16 protein-coding genes are annotated in these 23969 nt (G+C 58.7%); 1 reads left to right on the forward strand and 15 read right to left on the reverse strand.

Annotation, left to right across the window (positions count from 1 at the left end; translation table 11 throughout):
* Positions 1-13 precede the first annotated feature (13 nt).
* From KG007_RS09900 to KG007_RS09935, 8 genes are all read right to left on the reverse strand, one after another.
* Positions 14-1273 carry an ABC transporter permease gene (locus tag KG007_RS09900; protein ID WP_195461126.1) on the reverse strand — a complete coding sequence of 420 codons (1260 nt, stop codon included), beginning with the start codon at positions 1271-1273 and terminating at the stop codon, positions 14-16.
* 4 nt (positions 1274-1277) lie between these two features.
* The gene (locus tag KG007_RS09905; RefSeq protein WP_213348568.1) at positions 1278-2537 is read right to left on the reverse strand and encodes an ABC transporter permease; all 1260 of its coding nucleotides are present in this window, start codon (positions 2535-2537) and stop codon (positions 1278-1280) included.
* Complete coding sequence (locus KG007_RS09910) at positions 2534-3223, reverse strand: ABC transporter ATP-binding protein (protein WP_195461128.1); 690 nt, start codon at positions 3221-3223, stop codon at positions 2534-2536. Before KG007_RS09910 ends, KG007_RS09905 begins: the two co-directional genes overlap by 4 nt.
* 232 nt (positions 3224-3455) lie before the next feature.
* Positions 3456-4109, reverse strand: a complete 654-nt coding sequence (locus KG007_RS09915) for an HAD family hydrolase (protein WP_213348569.1) — start codon at positions 4107-4109, stop codon at positions 3456-3458.
* A gap of 173 nt (positions 4110-4282) precedes the next feature.
* Positions 4283-5578, reverse strand: a complete 1296-nt coding sequence (locus KG007_RS09920) for an acetyl-CoA hydrolase/transferase family protein (RefSeq protein WP_213348571.1) — start codon at positions 5576-5578, stop codon at positions 4283-4285.
* Between the two features lie 7 nt (positions 5579-5585).
* Positions 5586-6896, reverse strand: a complete 1311-nt coding sequence (locus KG007_RS09925) for an aminotransferase class I/II-fold pyridoxal phosphate-dependent enzyme (RefSeq protein WP_195461131.1) — start codon at positions 6894-6896, stop codon at positions 5586-5588.
* Positions 6893-7480, reverse strand: coding sequence for an indolepyruvate oxidoreductase subunit beta (locus KG007_RS09930; protein WP_195461132.1), 588 nt, complete (start codon positions 7478-7480; stop codon positions 6893-6895). Before KG007_RS09930 ends, KG007_RS09925 begins: the two co-directional genes overlap by 4 nt.
* Positions 7481-7486: 6 nt before the next feature.
* Positions 7487-9124 carry a thiamine pyrophosphate-dependent enzyme gene (locus tag KG007_RS09935; RefSeq protein ID WP_213348573.1) on the reverse strand — a complete coding sequence of 546 codons (1638 nt, stop codon included), beginning with the start codon at positions 9122-9124 and terminating at the stop codon, positions 7487-7489.
* A gap of 299 nt (positions 9125-9423) precedes the next feature.
* Between KG007_RS09935 and KG007_RS09940 the strand changes: the two genes are divergently transcribed.
* The gene (locus tag KG007_RS09940; RefSeq protein ID WP_195461134.1) at positions 9424-10041 is read left to right on the forward strand and encodes an RNA polymerase sigma factor; all 618 of its coding nucleotides are present in this window, start codon (positions 9424-9426) and stop codon (positions 10039-10041) included.
* A gap of 56 nt (positions 10042-10097) precedes the next feature.
* Here KG007_RS09940 and KG007_RS09945 read toward each other — a convergent pair whose 3' ends face one another.
* The 7 genes from KG007_RS09945 to KG007_RS09975 all read right to left on the reverse strand — a co-directional run bounded on the left by KG007_RS09945 (position 10098) and on the right by KG007_RS09975 (position 23917).
* A complete protein-coding gene (locus KG007_RS09945) occupies positions 10098-11723 on the reverse strand; it encodes a PKD-like family lipoprotein (protein WP_195461135.1) in 1626 nt (541 codons plus the stop codon).
* A 19-nt stretch (positions 11724-11742) separates the two neighbouring features.
* A complete protein-coding gene (locus KG007_RS09950) occupies positions 11743-12438 on the reverse strand; it encodes a DUF4843 domain-containing protein (RefSeq protein WP_195461136.1) in 696 nt (231 codons plus the stop codon).
* Positions 12439-12451: 13 nt separating this feature from the next.
* Positions 12452-13891, reverse strand: a complete 1440-nt coding sequence (locus KG007_RS09955; RefSeq protein WP_249413304.1) for a RagB/SusD family nutrient uptake outer membrane protein — start codon at positions 13889-13891, stop codon at positions 12452-12454.
* Between the two features lie 13 nt (positions 13892-13904).
* On the reverse strand, positions 13905-17285 hold the full coding sequence (locus KG007_RS09960) for a SusC/RagA family TonB-linked outer membrane protein (RefSeq protein ID WP_213348575.1): 3381 nt from the start codon (positions 17283-17285) through the stop codon (positions 13905-13907).
* A gap of 77 nt (positions 17286-17362) precedes the next feature.
* Complete coding sequence (locus tag KG007_RS09965) at positions 17363-19999, reverse strand: DUF5117 and DUF5118 domain-containing protein (protein WP_213348577.1); 2637 nt, start codon at positions 19997-19999, stop codon at positions 17363-17365.
* Between the two features lie 27 nt (positions 20000-20026).
* Positions 20027-22714: a zinc-dependent metalloprotease gene (locus KG007_RS09970; protein WP_213348579.1), complete on the reverse strand. Its 2688-nt coding sequence runs from the start codon at positions 22712-22714 to the stop codon at positions 20027-20029.
* Between the two features lie 21 nt (positions 22715-22735).
* Positions 22736-23917 carry a FecR family protein gene (locus tag KG007_RS09975; RefSeq protein WP_195461140.1) on the reverse strand — a complete coding sequence of 394 codons (1182 nt, stop codon included), beginning with the start codon at positions 23915-23917 and terminating at the stop codon, positions 22736-22738.
* Positions 23918-23969 lie beyond the last annotated feature (52 nt).

Below are 23969 nucleotides of genomic sequence, written 5' to 3' on the forward strand. Positions count from 1 at the left end.
TTAATTTTTAGTTTTATTCTTCGCGTATGGCGTCTACCGCCTTGATTCTCAATGCGCGTGTTGCGGGTATGATACCCGCCAGCAGGCTGCCCGCCACGAGGATTCCGAGTGCTGTGATGCCCGTTCCGAACGAAATCATCCACGAGATTTCAAATCCGTCCTGTGCCACGGTGACCGCCTGGTAGTAGATCGAATCGACGACCGACAACAGTCCCACGGCGGCCGTGAGGCCCAATACGCCCGCGATGAATGTCAGCACGAAACTCTCGGACAGGATTTGCGAAATGATGGCCCGGGGCGGGGCGCCCAGCGCGCGGCGGATGCCGATCTCCTGCGTACGCTCCTTCACGAGCACCAGCATGATGTTGCTCACGCCGACGATGCCGGCCAGCAGCGTTCCGAGACCTACGATCCATGTCAGCAGCGCAATGCCGCGGAACAACCCCATCACCTTGTCGAATATCTCGGCCGTAGCCATGGCCCAGACGGCTTTTTCGTCGTCGGGCGAGATGATGTGGCGGGCGAAGATCGCCTCGCGGCAGGCCTTCTCGACCTCTTTGCTGGGGGTGTCGTCGCGGCCCGCCACGGCGAGCATGTGGATCTGGTTGCCGCGCCCGAACATCTGCTGGGCGAGCGATACGGGTACGACAGCCGTGCGTTCAACGTTGCTGAACGACATGGCCGAACTCTGTTTGCGCAGCACCCCGATCACGGTGAAATAGCTGTTGTTCATCTTGATCACCTTGCCCGTGGGGTCCTCGACGCCGGGGAAGAGGTCTTTGCATATCTGGGTCCCGATGACGCAGACCTTGCGTTTCTGTACCATGTCCACCTCGTTGATAAACCGTCCGAAGAGGATTTTTTGCGGGTTGATCTTCTGGTAGTCGGGCGTATAGCCCATCATCGTGTAGTCGCCTTTGCGTTCGTGGTAGCTGCAATGGAGTTCGCCGCCCCAGTAGACCGCCGAGGCGTACATCACCTCGGGGAGTTTTTTGACCGCATCGACATCTGCGTTGTCCATCCGCCACCAGCGGTTCTTGGGCATGCCCTTGTAGGGGATTCCCGTCTGCTGGGGCTGCATGAGCAGCGTGTTTGTCGACATGTCGCCCAACTGCGCCCGGAACAGCCGTCCGAGGCCCATGCCGGCGCCCAGCATCACCGTAAGCATAAAGATGCCCCAGAATACGCCCAGCGCGGTCATGATACTGCGCTTGCGGTTGCGGGCGATGGTCTGCCAGATTTCGTTCCAACGGTCTGTATCGAAGAATCCCATGGCTCTATTTGTTGTAACGCAGGGCGTCGATTGTCTTTAATTGCGCGGCACGGTAGGCCGGGATGTAACCGGCGATGAGGCCTGCGACGATGAGCACGACCGTTGCGCTTACCGCTATGCCCAGGTCGATTGTCGGATTGAGGAACACTGTGTTCATCCCGTGTCCCGTCTGTTCGGCGGGGGATTGTTCGAGCAGGTAGTTGAGCCCTTCCATGGCAGCCACGCCGAGTACCATGCCCATGTAACCGAACGCCGCGGTGATCATCACCGATTCGGTGAGGATCAGACGGATGATCGACGACGGTTTTGCGCCCAGGGCCTTGCGGATGCCGAATTCGGCGGTGCGCTCGGTAACGGTGACCAGCATGATATTACTCACACCGACGATGCCCGCCAGCAGCGTGCCCAGTCCGATGATCCAGACGAAGAGGTTGATTCCGCCGAAGACTACCATCATGTTTTTGTACTGTTCCATGGTGTTGTCGATCCAGATGGCGCTCTTGTCGTCCGGGGCGAAGTGGTGTTCGGCCGCGAGGCGTCGAAGTAGACGTTTCTCGAAGTCCTCCATCTGTTCATCGGTGTCGATGCCCCGCAGGGTAATGATGGTATTGTTGATTTCGGGATTGTTGGCTGTGTAGATCAACTGCCCGGTCGTAAGCGGAATCGTGCACGAAGAGTTGTTGCGCTGGGCGTCGCCCTTTTCGATGCCGATTATCGTGAAGACGAGCCCTCCGACTTTGATCTGCTTGCCTATGGGGTCTGCACCCTTGAAAAGTACCCGGCGCATCGGTTCGTCGATGACGATTACCTTGCGGTATTGCGCTACGTCTTCGTCGTTGATATATCGTCCGGCCGAGAGTTTGACGCCTTCCATCTGCTGCACTTTCGGGAGCGATCCCCGCAGCCATACCTGTGTGAATTCCCGTCCGTAAGTGGCCTTTTTGCCGTCGAGCCATTTGTTTGCGGCAATCTCGTCGATCTCGGGAAACTCCCGTTTGAGAATCTCCAGGTCGCTGTTCCACATGCGGATACGGCGGCCCTTGTCGTAGCCCATCCAGGGTTTCGAAGTGCGGCCGCCATAAAGGTCGATGGAGTTGGTCGCGTAGTCGTCGAAGTTGGCCAGCACGCCGTTCTGAAGCCCGTTGCCCGAGCCGAGCAGGATGACGAGCATGAGGATACCCCACGCGACCGAGAATCCCGTGAGGAACGTGCGCAGCTTGTTGCGCCGCACCGAGGTCCAGATTTCCAGCAGCAGCTCCCTCATCGTTTTCCGAGTCCCGTTTCGTCGATGCTGCTGATGACGCCGTCTTTCAGGCGGATGATCTTGTCGGTCTGGTCGGCGATCGATTGTTCGTGTGTGACGCAGATGATCGTCATGCCCATGTCGACGTTGACCTTGCGCAAAAGGTTCATCACCTCCTGCGAGGTGACGCTGTCCAGGGCGCCCGTAGGCTCGTCGGCGAGGATGATCTCGGGTTGGTTGATCAGCGCCCGGGCGATTGCCACGCGCTGTTTCTGGCCGCCCGACATCTCGTTGGGCATGTGCATGGCCCACTCCCGCAGGCCCAGCAGGTCGAGGTATTCGAGCGCCAGCGCATTGCGTTTGCGGCGCGCCACGCCCTGGTAGTAAAGCGGCAGGGCGACATTCTCGACGGCGTTTTTATAGTTGATCAGGTTGAACGACTGGAAGATGTAGCCGATCATTTTGTTCCGCGCGGCGGCGGCCTGCGTTTCGTTGAGGTTTTTGATCAGGCGGCCCGCGAGGTAGTAGTTTCCGCTGTCGTAGTCATCGAGGATGCCGAGGATGTTCAGCAGGGTCGATTTGCCCGAACCCGAGGCTCCCATGATCGACACCAGTTCGCCTTTGCCGACTTCGAGGTCGATGCCTTTCAGTACATGGAGGGGCGAACCGTTGTTGTAGGTTTTGTTGATGTTTTCAAGCTTTATCATATCCGCTGCGGGCCGAGTGAGGTTTGCCGGGGTAACGGTTTGTTACGCACTTGGGGACAAAGGTAATAAAGAAATCGTGAAAAACAATTTATTTTTATCGAAAATCAATAAAATGTTGCCCCCCCCCGATAAGAGTATGGTTACAGATCGTTAGCGCTCCTGTCGGGCCGTCTGAAAAGCGACGGCTGAAGCCCGGGCACTCCGGCCTGCTGTCACCCCTGAATCCCGCTTTTTAAGCGGGGCCGATGAGCAGCCGGCGGAGCGCTGCAACGTCGGTGACGAAATGGTCGGGCCGGGCGGCTTCGAGTTCTCCGGGCGAAGCGTATCCCCAGCCCACGGCTACCGAGGCGAGGCCCGTCTGGGCGGCTCCTTCGATGTCGTAACGGCGGTCGCCGATCATCACGGCTTGGTGCGGGGCGATCCGTAGGAAGCCGAGCGCATGGCGGATCACGTCGGCCTTGGTCGTGCGTGTGCCGTCGAACGTGCTGCCGCTGATCAGCCGGAAATGCTGTTCGAAGCCGAAGTGCTCCGCGATTTGCCGGGCGAAGGGCATCGGCTTCGAGGTGGCCATGACGTTCACGCATCCTGCGGCGGCCGTTGCGGCCAGCAGGCCGGGGATTCCCGGATAGACTTCGTTCTCGAAGATTCCTTTCGGGGCGTAGTATTCGCGGTATTTGGCGACGGCTTCGGCTGCTTCGGCGTCGGTCATGCCGTAACGTTCCCGGAAGGAGTCCGTGAGCGGCGGTCCGATGAAGGGGCACAATTCGTTGAGGTCTTCTACTTCGATGCCGAAGTGGTGCAGGGCGTATTGTACCGACCGGGTGATCCCCTGCATAGGGTCGGTCAGCGTACCGTCGAGGTCGAAAAAGAGGTATTTTCTAAACATATTTCCGGATCGGTAAATTCGCATTTTTTCATGCTTCCGGGCGGCTTGCGGCGGCGTTTGTAAATCGGCTCTGCCTTTTGGGAACGGTTTTGGGCCGCTGTGCGGCGGGGCAAGCCCCGGAAACTGGGCGTAAATATAGTAAAAACCCGGCTCTTCGGGGAGCCGGGCAGAAGTTATGCTTTGAGCCGCAGGAACGAATAGCCGAAGCGCTCGGCTGCGGCGCGTTCCAGCTCTTCGCGGACCGAGGGGTGCGCCACGGCGATCAGTGCCCGGGCGCGCTCGGCGAGGTTGCGGCCCCGAAGGTGTGCCACGCCGTACTCGGTGACGACGTGCTGGACCATATGGCGCGTCGTGACGACGCCCGCGCCGGGCGATAGCAGCGCTTTGATTTTCGATTCGCCTTTGGGGGTGGCCGAAGGAATGGCGATAAAGGTCTTGCCGCCCTCGGACAGCGCTCCGCCGTACATGAAGTCGTGTTGGCCGCCGACGCCCGAAATGATGCGCGTGCCGACCGAGTCGGCACACACCTGCCCCGTGAGGTCGACCTCCACGGCCGAGTTGATGGCCATGACGCGCGGGTTCCGGCGGATGCGGAACGGGTCGTTGGTCCACGCCACGTCCTTCATCACGAGGTCCTTGCGATAGTCCATGTAGTCGTACAACCGGCGTGAGCCGAGGGCCAGCGAAGCCACCGTCGTGCCGGGCATCACTGCCTTCTGCGAGTTGTCGATCACGCCGCTTTCCAGCAGCGGCAGCACGCCGTCGGTCATCGCTTCGGTGTGCAGTCCCAGGTGCTTGTGTCCGCTCAGGGCAGCCAATACGGCGTTCGGGACGCCTCCCACGCCGATCTGGAGCGTGGCTCCGTCGGGGATCAGTTCGGCGATGTAGTTGCCTATTTTGAGCTCGGTCTCGGTCGGTACGGCTGTCGGAACTTCCACCAGCGGGGAGTCGACTTCCACGGCCGCCGCGAAGCGCGAGGAGTGGATCACCGCGTCGCCGTAGGAGTAGGGCATCGCTTTGTTGACCTGCGCAATCACCGTCTTGGCACATTCCACGGCCGAGACCGCGAGGTCGGCCGAGACGCCGAACGAGCAATAGCCTTCGGCGTCGGGCGGCGAGACATTGATAAGCGCTATGTCGACAGGCAGCGTGCCGTCGCGGAACAGGCCGGGGATTTCGCCCAGGAACGCAGGGATTGTCTGCCCGTAACCGTCGGCCAGCCACCGGCGGATATTGTTGGCGACGAACAGGCTGTTGACGAGGAACGACTCCTTGTATTCGGGCCGGCAGTAGGGGGCGTCGAAAGCCCCTACGGCAAATGCCGAGTAGACCTTTACCCCGTCGAGCTCCGTTCCGCGGCCGGCCATGGCCGCCACGAGCACTTCGGGGATCGAGGTGCTGCCCTGGATGTAGACGCTGTCGTTGGATCGGATGAGTTTTACCGCCTCCGCGGCAGTCGTGAAGCGCATGATGGTCCTATTTATGGTTTTGGGCAAATGCTTTCAGCCGCTCTTCGAGCATGTCGAACTGCTCCGGACGGTTCATCTGCGAGATGCAGACCCGGATGCCGTGCTGGCGGCTTCCGGTCGAGGTGAGCGAGATGGCGCAGACGCCGTATAACAGCAGTTCGCTTAACAATTCTGCGCTGGTCATCGTGCCGTAGCCGATCGTATAGAAAAATCCGTCGCTGACCGTCTCGTCGCGGTCCTTGTCGTAGACGATGCGGAATCCGTGGCGGAGGAAGATTTCCTTGCTCAGTTTCGCGCGCCGGGCATATTCCGAGGCTTCGCCTACGAAGTCCAGTTCACCGTCGGCTGCGGCGCGGAACATCGCTGCAAGGGCGTGCTGCGCCGAATGGCTCGTTCCGGACGATGCCGCGTAGAGGAAGACCAGCACGTAGGCGTCGCCCAGCCGCCCGATGTTGTAGCGTTCGCGCAGGGCCGGGTACTCACGGTGGAAAAGCGCGTCGGAGATCGCCGCCACGGCGATCCGCTGTCCGGCGTAACTGAAAATCTTCGACCCGGAAACCAGCAGGATGTAGTTTTTCGTATAGCGTGCCACCGAGTGCTGGTAGGGAGCCTCGAAAGGCCGTCCCAGCGGTTTGCGGAAGTCCATGCAGAGGTAGGCGAGGTCTTCGATGACGATGGCGTCGTATTGCGTGGCCAGTGTGCCGATCGTACGCAGTTCGTCTTCGGTGAGGCATATCCACGCCGGGTTGTTGGGATTGGAGTAGACGATGGCCGCCACGTCGCCTGCGGCGAGGTAACTTTCGATCTTCGGGCCCAGTTTCTCGCCCCGGAAGTCGTAGATGTCGAAGGACTCCGAGGGGATTCCCAGGATGCGCACCTGGCTTCGCTGCACGGGGAATCCGGGGTCGATGAAGAGGATTTTGCGTTTCTGCGGGTCGAGTTGCGAACAGAGCAGGAAGGTCGTGAAACTTCCCTGCATCGAACCGACGGTGGGGATGCAGCCCTGCGGGGCTATGTCGACATCGAGGAAGGCTTTCAGGAACCGCGACGCCTGCTCTTTGAGCTGTGGGATGCCGAACATGTTGGGATACTGCGACGCGATGCCCGATTGCAGGGCGCGGCATTCGGCATCGACGCCCACTCGTTCGGGCGGCAGTCCCGGCACGCCCATTTCGAGGTGGAGGAACTCTGTGCCCGTCTCGCGCTCCATGATGCGGGCGATGTCGCCCGACTGGCGGATCGTGGCCTGCGCGATGTCTGCGATGTCCATCCGTTCCAGTGCGCTGCGGAGGGTGGACCTGTCGAACGGTATTTTCATCGTTTTGCCTGTTTTTGAGCCGCTTCGTAACCGGCGCGGAATGCCGTGAGGTTCATTTCGACGATTTGTTCCCCTTTGCGGGCGAAGATGTCGCGGATACCTGCTTCCAGTTTTGCGATGTCGATTTCCAGGAACGGTGCGGCGGCGCCCAGCAGCACCATATTGGCCGAACGGGGCGATGCTGCAGCCCGGGCGACGGCGTCCGCATCGAGGGCCACGACGTGCGGGAGTTTCTCCAGTTCACGCTGCAAGGCCTCTGCGGCGGGGTAGTTGGGGATATTGACCAGCGGCGTGGTGTTGGTGATCACCCAACCTTCGCCGGAGAGCCACGGCAGGTAGCGCAGCGCTTCCATCGGTTCGAGCGAGACGACGAGGTCGGCCGCGCCGCGCGGAATGAGGTCCGAACGGATTGCCGACGACGAGATGCGCAGGTTCGATTGCACGTCGCCGCCCCGCTGGCTCATGCCGTGAACCTCGGCCTGCTTGATCTGCAGTCCGTCCTGGAGGGCGGCCCGCCCGATGACGGCGGCGATCGAGAGGATTCCCTGTCCGCCTACGCCCGAAAGGATGATGTCGCGTTTCATGGTCTTTTATTTTTTTGTCGTGTTATGCCTCTTGGCCGTCTGGATGCACTCGCGGCGCGGAATGATGACCGATACGCCCGGATAGGCGATCTCCTCGCGGATTATCGCTTTCATCTCCTCGCTGTTTTTCGGCAGGGGGATGACCACGCGGATGTGTGCGGGATCGACGCCGATGCCGGCGCATATTTGTTCCAGGCGGCCTGTTCCGGCCGAATCCTGGCCGCCGGTCATGCCCGTGGTGAGGTTGTCCGAGATGACGACCGTGATGTTCGACCGTTCGTTCACGGCGTCCAGCAGGCCCGTCATGCCCGAGTGGGTGAAGGTCGAATCGCCGATCACGGCAATCGAGGGGTATTGTCCGGCGTCGGCCGCACCTTTGGCCATGGTGATCGAAGCGCCCATGTCGACGCATGTGTCGATGGCGTGCAGCGGAGCCAGCCACCCCAGCGTATAACAGCCGATGTCGCTGAACACCTTTGCGGAGGGGTATTCGCGGACCACCTCCGTCAGGGCGTGATACATATCGCGGTGTCCGCATCCCTGGCAGAGTGCCGGCGGACGGGCGACGACGACCTCGCTTGCTGCCTGCGTCGGGCGAGGCGGCATGCCGAGGGCTGTGCGTACGCTGTCGGGCGACAGCTCCCCGGTGCGGGGCAGTTCGCCGGTCAGGCGGCCTCGGATCGTCACGGGGTTGGGCAGTACGCCGGTCAGGCGGCCTCGGATCGTCACGGGGTTGGGCAGTACGCCCCGGACGGCCTCTTCGACGACGGGTTGTCCCTCTTCGAGGATCAACAGCGTACCGCATTCGGCGGCGATGCGCCGCACGAGGTCGCGGGGCAGCGGGTATTGTGCGATTTTCAGCACCGGGTTCGGGCATCCGTCGGGGTAGTTTTCCATCAGGTAGTTGTAGGCGATGCCGCAGGCGATGATGCCCAGCCGTTTGTCGGCCCCTTCTGTGTAAGTGTTGAACGGGCTTGCGGCGGCCTGTTCCTCCAGACGGGCGTAATCCTCCAGCAGCGTTTTGTACCGTACGCGCGAGTTCCCCGGCATGAGTACCCACTGGCGGGGCTGTTCGGGATAACTCGACACGTTCTCGGCGCGTGCTTCGCCCACTTCGACTACGGCGCGCGAATGGGCCATGCGGGTCGTCAGGCGCATCAGCACCGGAATCCGGTAGCGCTCCGAAAGGTCGAAGGCCGCTTTTGTCATTGCATAAGCCTCCTGCTGGTCTGCGGGTTCGAAAGTAGGTATGAGGGCGAATTTCCCGAAAAACCGTGAGTCCTGTTCGTTCTGCGACGAGTGCATCGAGGGATCGTCCGCCGCTACGACCACCAGTCCGCCGTTGGCCCCTGTCATCGCCGAATTGACGAAGGCGTCGGCTGCCACGTTCAGCCCCACATGCTTCATGCAGACCAGTGCGCGCTTGCCGGCGAACGACATGCCGAGCGCCTCTTCCATGGCGGTCTTTTCATTCGAGGACCACGTGCGGTGCACGCCTCGTTCCGCAGCCAGGGAGTGTTGCTGGATATATTCGGTGATTTCGGTCGAAGGCGTACCCGGATAGGCATAAACACCCGACAGTCCTGCGTGGAGCGCCCCCAGTGCAAGGGCTTCGTCTCCGAGTAAAAGTTCTCGTTTTGCCATGTGATTTATGGGCTGTTTTGCTTTTTACAAATTTAGGAAAATTTAATTAAAATGCAATCTTTGATGACGATTTATTATGCCATCGGGCGGAATCCGGAATAAATGTCGTTTTTACCCCGTTTTTTAGTTGAAATATGTAAAAATACGGCCTGTTCGATCGGAACAGAAAAATGTCCGAATTGCCTATATATTGGTGCAAAATACTTATATTTGCAACCGTACCCTTTGTTGCAAGGCCCGCTTTCGGGGCTGTAAAGTAGCGCTCGTCCCGGTTTCCGGGTGGCGGGGGACATGTAGTTATGGAGGTGAAGAGGACCGAGACTGAAGATTTCGTAACCAGGATCAACGGGAAAGACCCCGCTGCCTGGGAGGAACTTTACGTCCGTTACTACAAGGCCCTCTGCTCCTACTCCGCATCGCTTATGGGCAGTCCCGCTACGGCCGAGGACCTCGTTCAGGAACTGCTGCTCAAACTGTGGCAGTCGGACCGCATCTTCTCCGTACTGCCTGAACTCACGGCCTATCTTTACCGTTCGGTTTACCACAATTCGCTGGCTTACCGCCGCGACTGTACCAACCGGGAGTCGCTGTTGCGCAACCTGCATGAGCGGAATCTGCAGGAGGGCTGTACCCCCCCCCACATCGATCCCGAAGCCGATATGGAACAACTCGCCGGCTTTGTCGGCGAAGAGGTGATACGCCGTCTTTACAGCGACATCCATGCCCTGCCTGCCGAGCAGCAGCGGATTATCCGCCTCTCGATCGCCGGTTTCAAGGGCGCGGAGATCGCCCGGCGCCTCGGCATCAGCATCAACACGGTTAAAACCCAGAAGTACCGCGGCTACCGTTCGCTTCGCCTGCGGCTCAGTAAATTCTTCTTCCTTTTCACGCTTTTTATCGCCCTGCTGCGGGTCTGAAATAGAAACAGCCGCTTCTTTTCGGAAGCGGCTGTCTTGTGTGTCGGGGTGCTCTGTTAATAGCTGGAGATACCTCCGTATTTGCATCCCATCCAACGGATTTTGCCTTCGACATCGAATGTGGAAACGACGCGTTCCTCTTCGAAGGTATCCAGGTTTGTCGTCGGGGTAAGTCCTGATCTTCGTGTCGTATAAATCATGACTGTTCCGTCGCCCAGCGCAAAAGCCATGTAACCGCTGGTTCGCGTGTAGGTTTCGTGATCGATCGCGATGACTTCGCTGTCGAAAGTGTGGAATTCGACGGGAGCGTCCTTCGAAGTACGCGGCTTGCTCAATACCTTGCGGGGATTCGAGGCTGCCGTGTAATAAATATACCCTTGGGGTGCATACATGACATCACCGTAACCGTCGATCCGGATTACGCAGATTTTGCTGTCGGGACCGAAATCGGGCAGTTCGCGGTAAACTTCGGCATATACCTCGGAGATGTCGATACCTGCGGTCGATACCGTGAATTTGATGCTCACTTCGCGCGTGTAATACTTGCCGTCGGATTTCTTGCGGAACAGCATCATGATGCTCGATTGTCCGCCGTTGTATCCGAAATTGGCATTTTTGATGTGCCAGCCGTCGATCAACTCATAGTCGGTGATGCCGTCCATCTTGCTGCCTTCGGGAAATTCGGTCAACTGACCGGCTTTTTTGCCGGTTGAGCTCGAGGCTGTGTCGTAATCGAAATTGACCAGCAGGAATCGTCCGCCCTTGTCGGTTTCTTCGTAGATCAGGCCGTAGTTTCCGCCGTTATTTGTGGAATACCTCGCGCCGATGAATTTCTTGCCGTTGATCTGCTTGCCGTTGTACTGCATCGGCAGGTTCAGGAAACGCCCCGTGTAGTAGATGCGCGAACCCTTGCGCTGGAAGATGCGTCCGTCGTCGGCGAGCACGTAGCTGACAAAACCTCCGTGCATGAAATCCTTCAGCCGGAAATCGGCGGGAAGCTCCTCGTCCTTGAATTCCTGGGCCAAGGTCATCTCTTTCAGGAGCGACAGGCCATTGAACGAGGCGCAGTTGTTGGGATCGTCGTCGAGGAACATGACGTTTCCGATGATGCTGGAGGTTTCACAGGACCAATACTCTTTCAGACGCGGATTGTCGCCCGTAAAGAGAAGCGGGATGCCTGCACCGTCTTTATGGTAAGTGAAGGTATAGGGATTCGTGAGCGGTTCGGTATAACTGATGACATCGTACCGCAATTCCCCTTCCGCTGTTTCGACCAACACGCTGTAACCTTTCTGATAGGGCTGTTCCAGCTCGATGGTAAAGGAGAAAATGGTCGAGTTTCCGGCCGAATTGCGCCGGATTTCGAAGTAGCAGGATACGCGTTCGGTCTCCATGTCGCACTCCCAGTCGAGGTCCTTGGTCGTCGTTATTACCTTGCCGTCGATGACCCATTTGTACGAAAGGTCGTTCATGTCCTTGTAAACCACGTTGGGCGTGATTCGCAGGTGCTCGGAGAGCTTGATTTTGTAGGCGCGGTTGGGAACGAACAACGCCAGGTCGTTCGTCGGGTTGTCGATTACGGGCAGGTCGAGCGTCTTGTAGTCGAGATTGCTGTCGTCGCTGTAACACCCGGTCGCCAGTGCCGCCACAACTGCCAGAAGCAGAATCTTGTATTTTTTCATAATCCGTTTCTTTTAATGATTAACCCTGGATCGCCACTGTCATCAGCGTACCGTCTTCTTCGGACACCTTTGGATTCTGCTCTTCGAGCCAGTATTTGAACAGGGTGGCGTAATAGCGCTTCTCGCTGTCGTCCAGTTCGCCATAGTCGCCTGTGAAGATGTTCTGGGAGAACAGTTCGAATTTTTTGTCGCTGTATTTGCCCAGGTAGAAATCTACTACGTCCTGGTTCCACCAAGACGGCTGTGCGATTTGCGCCGTGACGCGGAGTTCCGCCTCCAGCGCTCCGGTCTGCGTGGCGAGGAAGTTCGCATTGCTCTCGAGGCTGAATTTCAGGTTATAGATGCCCGTCTTCATCCGTTCCGTCCTGTGGATCGTGACGAAGATCGTGTCGAGGAAGTCCTCTTTGTGGAAGGTCAGCTCCGGGAGTTCGTATTCTTCGCCTTTCCTGAGCGTTACTTCGTCTTCGCCGGGATAAACCTTCAGGGCGAAGGCGAGGTTCTCGGTCAGTTTGTGACCTGCGAATTTGATCGGCACGGCGATCTTTACGGTCTCCTTGGTTGTGGAGATGAACGAGAAGTAGAAAACCGGATTGTCTTTTTCCGGATACGACATGTAGATATGCCGCAGGTCGGTCGGAGAGAGAATCTCCGATTTGTTGCAGCCGATCGTGACGAGCGCGATGGCTGCTGCGAGTATTGCTATCGTTTTTTTCATCGTTTCGACTGTTTTAATTGTTGGGAATGGCGCTTTCGCTGTCGGGAACCGGCAGGGTGAGTTTGCCCGCATGGTTGAAGTTGCCTCCGGAAAAGGCGATCGGACGATTGGTGCGTTTGAAAAAGAAGATAAGCTGTCCTTCGCCGATGAACTCCTTCCGGTATTCGTAGGTCAATGCCTCCCAGAATGCCTCTTCCGTCTCCGTTCCCGTCAGGGCGGGCGACGAGTAGCCGCGGGCTTTGCGTACGACCATCAGGTTGGCCGCTGCGCTTGGCATGTCGGTTTTGTACTGACACTCGGCTGCGACGTAGTAAGCCTCGCTGATCCGGATGTTCGGAATAATCATGTCTTTCTTATCGCTCACCTTGACCGTGTATTTCTGCATGAAATTGGTCGAGGTGTTGATGAACGCCGATCGCCTGTCGCCGGAGGGGGTGGTGAAGAAGGATTTGCTGTCGATGGTGAGCCGTTTCGAGTTCGTGTTATTCACATAAGGCTCGTAAGTCTCCATCAGTTTTTCGTTGTAGAAGCCGAACAGCAGGTCGTCGAACATCTTGGGTGTATTCGAAATCGAAGACGAAGTTGCGAATTGCAGGGTCTTGGCCGTCACCAGGTCGATAATCTCCTGTGCATAGGTGAGCGCATCTTCGGTCTGCTGGGCCCAGAGGCAGGCGCGGGACAGCAGCACCGTTACGGCGTAGTAATTGAGGCGCGTACCGCGGTTGCTGTAAAACTTACCCTGCGAAGGCATGTTCGTGGCGAAAAAGCGGTAGGCCGTCGAGGTGGTCTGCGAAGGGCTGATTTCCACGTCGTAGGTCTTGAGCAGGTCGTGAGCCAGCTTGAGGTCGGCGATGACCTTGCCCATAAACTCCCGGTTGGAAATCGGCGGATTCACCGTCGAGGGATAGGTTTCGACATAGGCAATGTAGCGGCCGTCGGGATCGACCTCCATCGACGTGCCGAACAGGCGCATCAGGTCGAAGTGCATCATGGCGCGTATGGCATATGCTTCGCCGAGGATCGTGTTACGGTCGATTTCACCCAACGTGAAGAAATTCTCGTCGGCCTTTTTGACGTGGGCGATCAGGTCGTTGGCCTGCGCGATGATCTTGTAACCGGCGCTCCATGTGGCCGAGGCGATTGCAGCAGCCTCCTTGGCGTCGTATTCGAGGTTGTACATCTGTGGATAACCCTTGTAGTCGCTGGCCGGGTCGATCGCATAATAGCGGGCCCATACGTCGGTCATGCCCCACGAGAGTTCCTTGCCGTACATCGTGATGTCCGACATTTGGTAGTAAAGGCCGTTGATGGCTTTGTAATAACCCGCGGTATTCTTGTAGAGATCTTCTTCGGTGATTTCGTACTGGGGCTCTATCTTCAGCCAGTCTTCGCATGCGGTGGTCATCGTTGCGGCGAGGAGCAGCACCAGAAGGTATGTCTTTTTCGTTTTCATGATTCGCGCGTTTTTAGAAGGATGCATTGACGGAGAGGGTGAACGAACGTGCGTAGGGCGACGAGAGGCCGCGCTCGACCTGGATCGAGCTGACGGTGAACAGGTCGCGGCAGTTGAACTGCAGTTTGAGGCGGTAGAGCCCCAGCTTGCTGATCAGGTCGCGCTTGAACTCGTAACCTACCGAGAGGCTCGACATGTTGAGGTAGCTGTAATTCTGGACCAGGCGTGAGGTTGGACGCGTTACGGAGTTGTAATCCTTGATGTTGCGGAAGCGGGCTACGTCGCCGGGTTTGATCCAGCGGTCGCTCAGCACGCGGCGGTCGCAGTTGCTGTTGAGGATGTCGGCCATTTCGATCGTCTGGCGCAGCGTCTGGTTGTAACGCTGTCCGCCCCACTCGTAGAGGAAATAGGTGTCGAGCGTGAGTCCTTTCCAATAGGCGCTCAGACCGAACGAACCGCTCATCGTAGGCTCGGTGTCGCCTACGAGGACATTCTCTGCGGGGTCCCACTTGAAAGTGGTCGATCCGTCGCGGCGCAGGAACAGTTCCTGCCCCGTCGCGGGGTCGATACCCAGCGAGCGCATGGCGTAGATGCCTGTCTGCGAGCCGCCTTCGTAGTAGCGCAGCAAGGGGGTGGCCTGTACGTCGTTGCCGCCGTTATTGCTGTTGTAGTGTTCGTTTACACGGTCGTTGTAGGCTTTCAGCGAGTTGGAAATTTTCTTGAGCTTGCTCTTGTTCGACGCTCCGGTGAACATCAGGTTGATGATCGTGTTCTTGGTGTTGACGATGCGGCTGCGGAGATGGATTTCGTGTCCGCGGTTCTCTACCTGGCCTACGTTCTCCTTGTAGGTGGTGAAACCCGACGAGGTGGGGATGGTCATGTCGGCCACGGAGTCGTGCGTATCCTTGACGTAATAGTTGTACTTGGCGTAGAACAGGCCGTTAAGGATTGTCATTTCAAAACCGAAGTCGGTCTGGAGCGTGCGCTCCCATTTCAGGTTGGGATTGCCCAGGTAGCGGATTTCCACGCCGTCGCCGGTGGGGTAGTGCCACTCGGTGATCATCACGTATTTGTTCTGTGCGGCGTAGGAGGGGAACGATACCTTACCCGTCATACCGTACGATCCGCGCAGCTTGAACTGCGTCAGCCACGGGGTCTTCTGTTTGAAGAACTTCAGGTTGTGGAGGTTGACGCCCGCACCCGTCGAGAAGAAGGGGGCGAAACGCTTGTTCGCACCGAACTGCGAACTGCCGTCAATACGTCCCGAGAGGTCGGCGAAGACCACGTCGTTGTACGAGTAGTTGAGCACCGAAAGGGCGCTGAACAGGCGGTTCTTGCTTTCGAGGTAGCTCTCCGTGTCGAGGTCCTTGGCATAGCCCGGGCCCGAGAATCCGCCTTCGGGGAAGCCGCTGTAAGTGAATCCCTTGTAATCGGTCTTCTCCTCGCGGATGTTCAAGCCGACGACGAAGTTGATGTTGTGCTTGCCGATCTGGTCGTTATAGTAGCCGTTTACGTTGATGTCGTAGTTCGACTGTTTCTGCGTCGAAGTTACGAGTTGTCCCTTTTTTTCCGTGTCTTTGAACCTGCTTGCCGCGGGATCGGTGAACTTGTCCGCATCGCTGACGATGTAGCCCAGCGCGATGTTGGCCTTGAAGTTGATCTTCTTGTTGAGGTAGTAGCGCACGTCGAACTGGTCGTAGAACTCGTGGCGTTTGCCTTTGTCGAAACTGCCCAGCATGGCGTCGTACATCGGGTTGCGATACGCCGATCCGCTGTGCCAGGTGGTCATGTTCATGCCGATCTTGCCGTTCTCGTCCAGGTAGGTGTCGTAAGGGTTCATGCGCACGTATTCCGAGAAGGAGCCGTAAGGCGACTCGTTCGAGTTGACCAGCGTGGTGGTCATCTGGTTGCGGAAGGTCAGGCCCTTATACTGGTATTGCAGGTTAAGCGCCGCCTCCATCTTTTTGCGGTTCAGCCCCTTCATGACGCCTTCCTGGTTGTCGTACATCAGGTCGATGCCGTAGCGGAATGCGTCGGCGCCGCCCGAAATGCCGATCGAGTGTTTGTGGCTGAACGACGTGCGCAGCGGCAGGGCGAGCCAGTCGGTCTCGATGCCGCGCTCGATGTTTTGCAGTTTGCCGTTGTACTCCTTGAGCTTGGTGGCGATCAGGGTCGGGTCGTCCGTGTCGTAATAGCCCGCCAGCAGCTCGGCTTCGAGCTTCTCGCGGGCGTTCATCAGGTTGTAGCTCGACAGATCGGGGGCGCTGATCGCGAAGTTGCCGCTGTAACTCACGTTCAGGCGGCCGTTGGTGAAACTCTTGGTCGTGATGACGATCACGCCGTTTGCGGCGCGCGAACCGTACATGGCCGTAGCCGCAGCGTCCTTGAGGATCGTGTAGGTCTCGATGCGCTCGATGTCCAGGTCATAAATCTTCTCCATCGAAACCTCATATCCGTCGAGCATGAAGATCGGACGGTTGGGGTCGTTCTTCAGGGCGTGCTCCGACGTGAGGCTCTCGTCGAGCACCGGCGTGCCGATGCCCGAACGTCCGCGAACGTACATTTCGGGCAGGGCGTTGGGGTTCGAGCCCATGTCGAGGTTCTCGGTGACGCGGAACGAAGGCTCGAAAATCTGGATGGCGCTGAGCGGGTTGCCCGAGGGGGCCACTGTTTTGAGCTGTTCGCCCGTGATGGTCGTCGACGAACCCGAGAACGATTTCTGGGCGATGTTCAGGATACCCGTGACCACGACGTTGGAGATTTCGCTCACCTGCGGGTCCATGTGGATATTGATCCGGTCGAGCTCCTTGATCGATTGCTTGCCGTTCTGGAAAGCGGTCAGTTCCTGGGGTTTCATGCCGAGGAACGAGAACGAGAGGACCATGTTGTCCGTGCGGCGCGAGCGGAGCACGAATTTGCCGTCGGGTCCCGTCACGGCGCCGCGTCCGGCCTCTTTCAGCACGACGCTGACACCGGCCAGCGGCAGCCCGTTTTCGTCGTAAACCACGCCGGAGAACTGTACGGCTTCTTCCGTGCCCTTACGGATCTCTTCGGCGGGACGGATGACGATCATGTTGCCACGAATCTGATAGCTGAGGTTGCTGTTGCGCAGGCACAGCTTCACCACGTCGATCACCGTGGTATGGGCCATCTGGATCGAGACGCGGGGCAGCGATTCGATTTGCCCGTTGTTGTAGACGAAATCGTACTGCGAGTGGTTGTCCAGCCAGGTGAAGACCTGCTGCACGGTGGCATTGCGGAAATCGACTGCAATTGTCGGCTGCGCTTGTTGCGCGCGGGCGATACCCAGTCCCGTCATACAAATCGTCAGCAGCACGGCCAGCCGCCGTACCAGTCTGCCGGGAAAACGCCCGTCGGGTAAAAATTTCTTCATACGCTGTCAGGTTATTTGAAACAAAGTATTTAAAAATACCCGCCTTCGGACTTCGAAGGCGGGTATTCTTCAAAGTCTTAGTCTATGAGCCGGTTAATCGACTCGTAAATAAAGCGGTAATGCTCGCGGGTGCGGCGATCGGAGGTGTTGATGTAGGGTTTCACGACGTTACGCAGCTCCTTGAGGATGCCGAAATAGAGCTGGCGCGTCGACTGCGTGTTCAGCACGGGCCAGTATTTCAGCGCACCGTACTGGGCGCTTACTTCGTCGCGGCCGAAATTCACGTCGTTCACCGGGTAGAGCAGCGGCAATTCGTCGGCAGCCTTCATGCAAGCCTCGGGATCGCTGAAGTCGAAGATGCTCGGGTCGTCGGCGATCTGTGCGGCCAGTGTCGACGATGCCCCGCCGCGATTCTTGAATTTGGCGTTCCGGTCGATGACGTGCGACGAAGCCATCATCGTCTTGGCGAAGTTTGTCTGGTAGTAGAAATCCTCGTCAGAGAGTTTCTGGCCCTTGCGGGTCTTCTCGAAGAGCTTGTCGAACATGTAGCGGATGTAGCGCTTGTGGTCGAAATGGTCTTTGCCCTGTCCGTCGTAGACAAACAGGCGGGTCGCCGTGGCGGTCATCAGCAACTGTACGTAGTCCTTGTGCTCCTCGATACGCTCGCGCTGGATGCCCATCAGGCTTACCAGTTCGGGACGGCATACCCAATCGGGCATGTAGCGGTGGGCGTAGAGAATGTCGAGGGCCTCTTTCTGGACCTCGTAGGAGGTGAACTCGTAATTGGGTACGGGGTCGTTGGCCTTGCGCTCGTAGGTCTTCACGCCGTAGGCCGTGATGGCGACCTGCGTCAGTAACTGCTTGTAACGGCGGTAGAGGTAGTTGTAAAGGCCCTGGCGGTAGAGGTACTCCGGATCGTCCTTGTCGGAAATCCATTTGTCGAAGTTTTCCATGCAGTACTTCAGGTTGCCGAGCGCATACTTGAAGTTCTTGATGTCGTCGTCGCCCACGTCGTTGGCTCCGCAGTCGGGGCAGTCCTTGGCGTTCTCATACCGGTAGATGGGATTGCCGACCGTTGCGTCGACCCATTTCTCGACCACTTTCAGCTCCTCTTCGGAAGTCTTGGCTCCGGGGATGGGTTTGTAGAGGCACTTTACGACATGGTAATCGTATTCGCCCACGCCCGTCGGGGTGATGCGGTAGCCCTTCTTGACGGCGTCGATTGGTGCGATGAAGTTGTACTTGGCGATGTCGAGCATCGAAGGCGTCGTGCCGTACTTCTGCGTGAAGGCCGGGTTGTTGCGCAGCGAATCCGACGGGAAAGCCGCCGACGAGGTGAGGTTGTACGACATGCCGAAGCAGTCGACGCCCGTCAGCCACGTGAAGTGGTTCTTGATGTGCTCGAAGAGCGTGCTGTCGGGCATGTAACGCTGGCGCACCGAGGGGTCGGCGTGTGCCGTGAAGACGAAGATCTCGAACGGCATTTCCCAGACCATGTTGTGGCAGACCATGACCGTCGTGCGGAGAATTTCGCCGCTGCGGGGGTCGACATAGGTGCGTACGCGGGAATCACCGGCCAGCGAAGGCACGTAATTGATGCAGTTGTAGCGGAAATTCTGGGGGCTGAACTGCGGGTCTTCCTGCGGTGTGGGGAACGGCTTGACGCGGATGGCGTCCTTGAATCCGATGGCTTCGAAGCACTTGTTCCATTCGAGGATGCCTTTCGTGATCGCTCCGCCCATCTGTGCGGTGAAGGTGGTGTCGATGTAGAAGACGATCGGCTCTTTCGGCTCCACGGTTTCGCCGCGGTCGTATGCCGCCTGGTCCGACGGCTCCATGCGCCAGCGCGTGGCGAAGTAGACGGGGTCCATCAGTTTGTAGCCCGAATGGTAGTTGTATTTGCCCAGCACGTTCAGCGGCAGGCGGAAATCGGCCAGGCGCGGACGCATCGGGGTCTCGGGCAGCAGGGTCAGCGAACGCACCAGTTTGGCGGTGGTCACCTTGTTGTAGGTCTTGCCGATCTTGCTGTCGTAGGTGATGTAGCTGGTGATGTTGGCGTTGTCGTCGAAGGCGGCCACGTCGACCAGCATCGAGCGGTCTTTCTTCTGGTTGAAGGAGATGCCGCGCAGTACGAGTTTGGTCTCCGAGCGGGGGTCGATGGCCGTCAGAAGGCTCTCGTCGCCGATGAACAGGTCGGTCATGTCGAACACGACGGCCGTCGAATCGGCGTTGAAGGCTTTGATCTTGTACGAGCCGAGGATCGCCGGCATGTTGCTCTGCTCGAGCGCACGGCGGATTCCCTCGCTGTTGTCTCCCACCACCGACTGGCTGCGGTCGCGGCGCAGTACGACCGAGCGGTTGATCGTGTCGAACTTGACCTGCAGCGGACGCAGGGGCGACAGGCCGACGTAGCTGTCGGTATGGTCGGTGATCTCGGCCACCGACGACATGAGCATCATGTCGCGCCCGAGCGTCTTCAGGGGCAGTTCGACGAGCAGTTGGTCGTCGACCAGGTGCAGGGTCATCATGCCTCCCTTGGAGGTTTTTACTTTTTTATCTTTGAAAAGCTTGTCGTAATCGCTTTGCTTCTTCGCGGGTGCGGCGGGAGCCGTCGTCTGGGCCTTTTTCTTGGATTTCTTACCTTTGGCGACGGTTGCCGTCGTGGCGCCCGACAGGAGCAGCAGCGAAAGCAGACAGATCAGTTGTCGTTTCATAATTTCGGATCGCTGTTTTGAGTTAAACTACTGTAAAGCACCTTCGATGCGGTGGAGCAACAGTTCGTAGTGGTTGCGCGTGTCCTGATCGCCCGTGTAACGCTTCTGGCGCAGCAGGTCGCGGACCTGGATCAGGCGTGCGTAGTACATGGCGTCGCGCGGAGTGAGCGACTCGGTCAGCGAACGGAAGTAGCCGAAGCCGCTGATCTCCTCGGGGGCGTTGAACAACTGCGCTTCCATCTGGCGTTCCAGGCTGGTGAGCATGTCTTCGCCTTCCATCGCTTCGGCATAGAGTCCGCCGGTGTTGATGTTCCAGCCGTTCTCGTCGATCGAGGGGCTGAACCCGAAGCCGCGTTGGTCGTCGGCCAGCGATTTTGCCGAGCCGCTGCCCGACTGGGGCATCAGGCGCGTGATCATCAGCAGGAAGTCCACATAGGTGTTCTGGTTGCTGCGGTCGCGCGGCGTGGTGCTCCGGCCCTGGATGGTGTTCCGGAAGATGCCCTTCATGGCGTCGTCGGAGTGCTCCGACTGGGTGTATGCGTTGCGGGCGGGGTCGATCATGCGGCCGAAGCTGCCTTTGTCTGCGGTGATTAACGACACCAGCAGGCGCTGTACGCGTACCGAGAGGTTGCCCTGCAGGGGCAGCTCCTTGAGCAGTGCGGGATCGTCGATCCAGTCGAGGTCGTGGAGCTGGTCGACGAGGAACTTCTGGGCGCGGCGCTGGTAGTCGCCGTCGACGAACGAATAGGAGGGACGCGGGTCGCCGGCCTTGCGCTCGTTCATCATCATACCGCCCTTGATGTTGTAGACGTGGCTAACGAAGGTCAGGTACTGGTTGAGCAGCGACATGTAGATCGCCTGACGTGCTGTAAGGTCATTGTCGTCCTCGCCGTACCATTCGTTCAGGTGCTTCATGATGAACTTGAGGTTCTTGATGCCGTACTCCGCACCGCGGACCAGGTCGTCGCCGAGGTCCTCCGACAGCGATGTCGGGTCGAGCGTGTTGTAAACCTGCTGCTTGCCGTAGCGGTAGATCGGGTCGGCGGCATGTACGCGGATCAGGCTGTCGAGCCAGGGCTGCTCCTCTTCGGGAGTCTTGGCGTCGGGCAGGTAGGTGTAGAGCCACTTCACGGCATATTCGTCGAACACGCCCATGCGGGGAGGCATCATGCTGACGCCGCGCTCGTAATCGCCGGGCTGTGCCACGTGGTTGAAACGGGCGTAGTCCATGATCGAGTAGGTTGTACCGTATTTCTGCGTGAACGAAGGCGAGCGGAGCGAGTCGATGGGAATGGCGGCCGACGAGCACATGTTGTGCATGTAGCCCAGGCAGTGGCCCACCTCGTGCGAGAGCACATAGCGCAGGGCGCTGCCCATGATCGAGTCGGGGATGTTCATCGTGCGGACGTTGGGATCGGCGCCTGCGGTCTGGAGGAAACGCCAGCGGTTGAGCAGTTTGACGATGTCGTGGTAAACCATTACCGAAGCGTTGATGATCTCACCTGTGCGGGGATCGTCCCACGAGGGACCCATGGCGTTCTGGATGGCGATCGGCGCGTAGCGGATACACGAATATTTCAGGTTGTCCGGATCGAATTCGGGGTCTTCCTCCTTGGTGGGGTAGTCGCGCACCTGCACGACGTTCTTGAAGCCGATCTTCTCGAAGGCGTGGTTCCACTCCTCGATACCCTCCTTTGCGTAGGGTTTCCAGGCTTCGGGCAGGTTGTCGTCGAGGTAGAAAACGATGGGTTTCACCGGTTCCACCAGTTCGCCGCGCTTGTAAGCCTCCACGTCCTTGGGCTCCACGCGCCAGTGACGGGCATAATAAACGGGCAGCGTACCGCGGTTCATATTGGCCGAGAAGCGGGCCTTGCCCGTTACGAAGATGTTCATGCGCGGGTCGGCGATGCGCGGACGCATCGGCTCTTCGGGCAGCAGCAGCAGCGTGCGGGTCACCAGGGCGGTGAAGGCGCGCTTATCCTCGATCTTGCCCATGACGGGGCCGTTCGAATAGGTGACGGTCGTCGTGTAGCTCAGGTAGCTCTTCACGGTCACGTTGTCGTCGAAGGCTTTGATGTCGCCCAGGTGGCTGTTCGACTTCTGGAACGAGGTCGAGCGCGTGAAGGGTTTGTACCCGAAGGTGCTGTACGGGTCGAACGGCGACAGGTCGCTGTTGTCCTCCATGAAGAGGTTCGTGGCGTCGATCACCACGGCCGTCGAGTCGGCGTTGTAAGCCTCGATCTTGAAGGCGCGGTAGATGCCCGGGATCGACGAACGGCGTACGGCCTCTTTGATCCCCTGGTCCTGCTCGTCGCCGCTGTATATGTCGTTGACAAGGCACAACTGGACGCCCTTGCCCTGCTTGGTGAAGGTGACATGCAGCGGGGTACTCGACTTGTAGCCGATCACGCCGTGGTCGTTGGAACTGATCTCCGAAACGGTCGATCCCAGCAGCATTTCGCGTCCGAATACGGACATCGGCAGCTCGAAATAGAGTTTCTCGCCGTCGACTTTGTGCAGGGTGAGCAGGCCTTTGACAGTCTGGCACTTCTTGTCCTTGAACAGTTTTTCATAATCGGTCACCTTCTTTTTCGACGTGGTGTCCGCCTGCTCGGTCTTGTTTTTTTTCTTTCCCTTACTTTTGGCGGGCTTGGCTGCCAGAAGGAGCGCCGGAATGAGCAGGGCGCACGCGAGGAATAGGCCTTTTCGTATCATACAGTTTGAGTTAAAGTGATTTTATGGTCGTTTGTTTACAATCAGGGTGTTTTCGTCGGGCATCACCAGTTCGAGGTCGGTGATGGTTTCGAGCAGTTCGATCACCTTCGCCAGCGAGTAGTCGCGCGGAATCTTGCCTGTCAGCGTGTACTCCGCAGGGTTGACGTTGACCTGCGTCTCGACGCGGTACCAACTGCGGATGTCGGTCAGCACCTCCTCCAGGTCGGCGCTGTAAAAGGCCAGTTTGTCCTGCGTCCAGGCTGCATAGGTTCCGGCGTCGACCTCGCGCACGGTGAGCGGGTCGGCCGCGCCGCGGGTCTGGGACTGCATGCCCGGTTCGAGGGTCACCGTGCCGCTCTGGTTGCCCACCTCGACACACCCTTCCAGCAGCGTCGTGCTTGCCAGGCTCTCCCCGGCGAAGTCGCGGACGTTGAATTTCGTACCGCGGACGGTCATCGTGGTCTTCCCGGCCTTCACGACGAACGGCCGTTCGGGGTTATGCGTCACGTCGAACAGGCCTTCGCCGTTCAGCTCCACATGGCGTTCGCCGCCCGTGAACTTCACCGGGTAGCGGAGCGTCGAACGGGCGTTGAGCCATACGCGGGTTCCGTCTTCGAGCGTGACGAGGCATTTGCTGCCCTCGGGGACCGACAGTTCGTTGTACTGCGGGGCCTCCTCGGCAACCTCCGGGGCCGCTTCGTATTTCACGCCTTCGGCGCCGTAGCTGATGCGCCCTACGCCCTCGATCTGCTGCTCGACCTGTTCGTCGAGCACCATTTTACGCCCGTCGGCGAGCGTCAGCGTCACTTTGTCGGGAGCGGGATAAATGGCATCGGCCAGTTGCAGCGTTCGGGTGCGCTGGTCGGGCACGCTCGTGCGGGTGGCGAGCAGCACGCCTGCGGCCAGTGCAACGGCGGCGGCTACGCCCGTGGCGGCGATGCTCCAGCGGCGCAGCGAGCCGGCAGGTTTTTGGATGCCGGCCGCCGTGCGGAAGCGTCCGAAGGCTTCCCGTCCGTTGTAACGGTCGTATTCTGCCATACGCCGGGCCAGGTAGCCGCTGTCCTGCAACTGTTCGCGGAGCGCTTCGAAATGCGGATCACGGGTCAGTTCATCGAATTCGGCGGCTTCGCTTTCATCGAGCGTGCCGCTGAGGTGTTTGATGAAAAGTCCGATCCAATGCTCCAGTAATTCTGAATTGTTCATCTTTCTGTTGAGACCCTGTTTGCTTCAGGTATACGCTATTGAATGCGCGGCA

Origin of the sequence: Alistipes montrealensis (assembly GCF_018362775.1) — a bacterium.
GTDB lineage: Bacteria > Bacteroidota > Bacteroidia > Bacteroidales > Rikenellaceae > Alistipes > Alistipes montrealensis.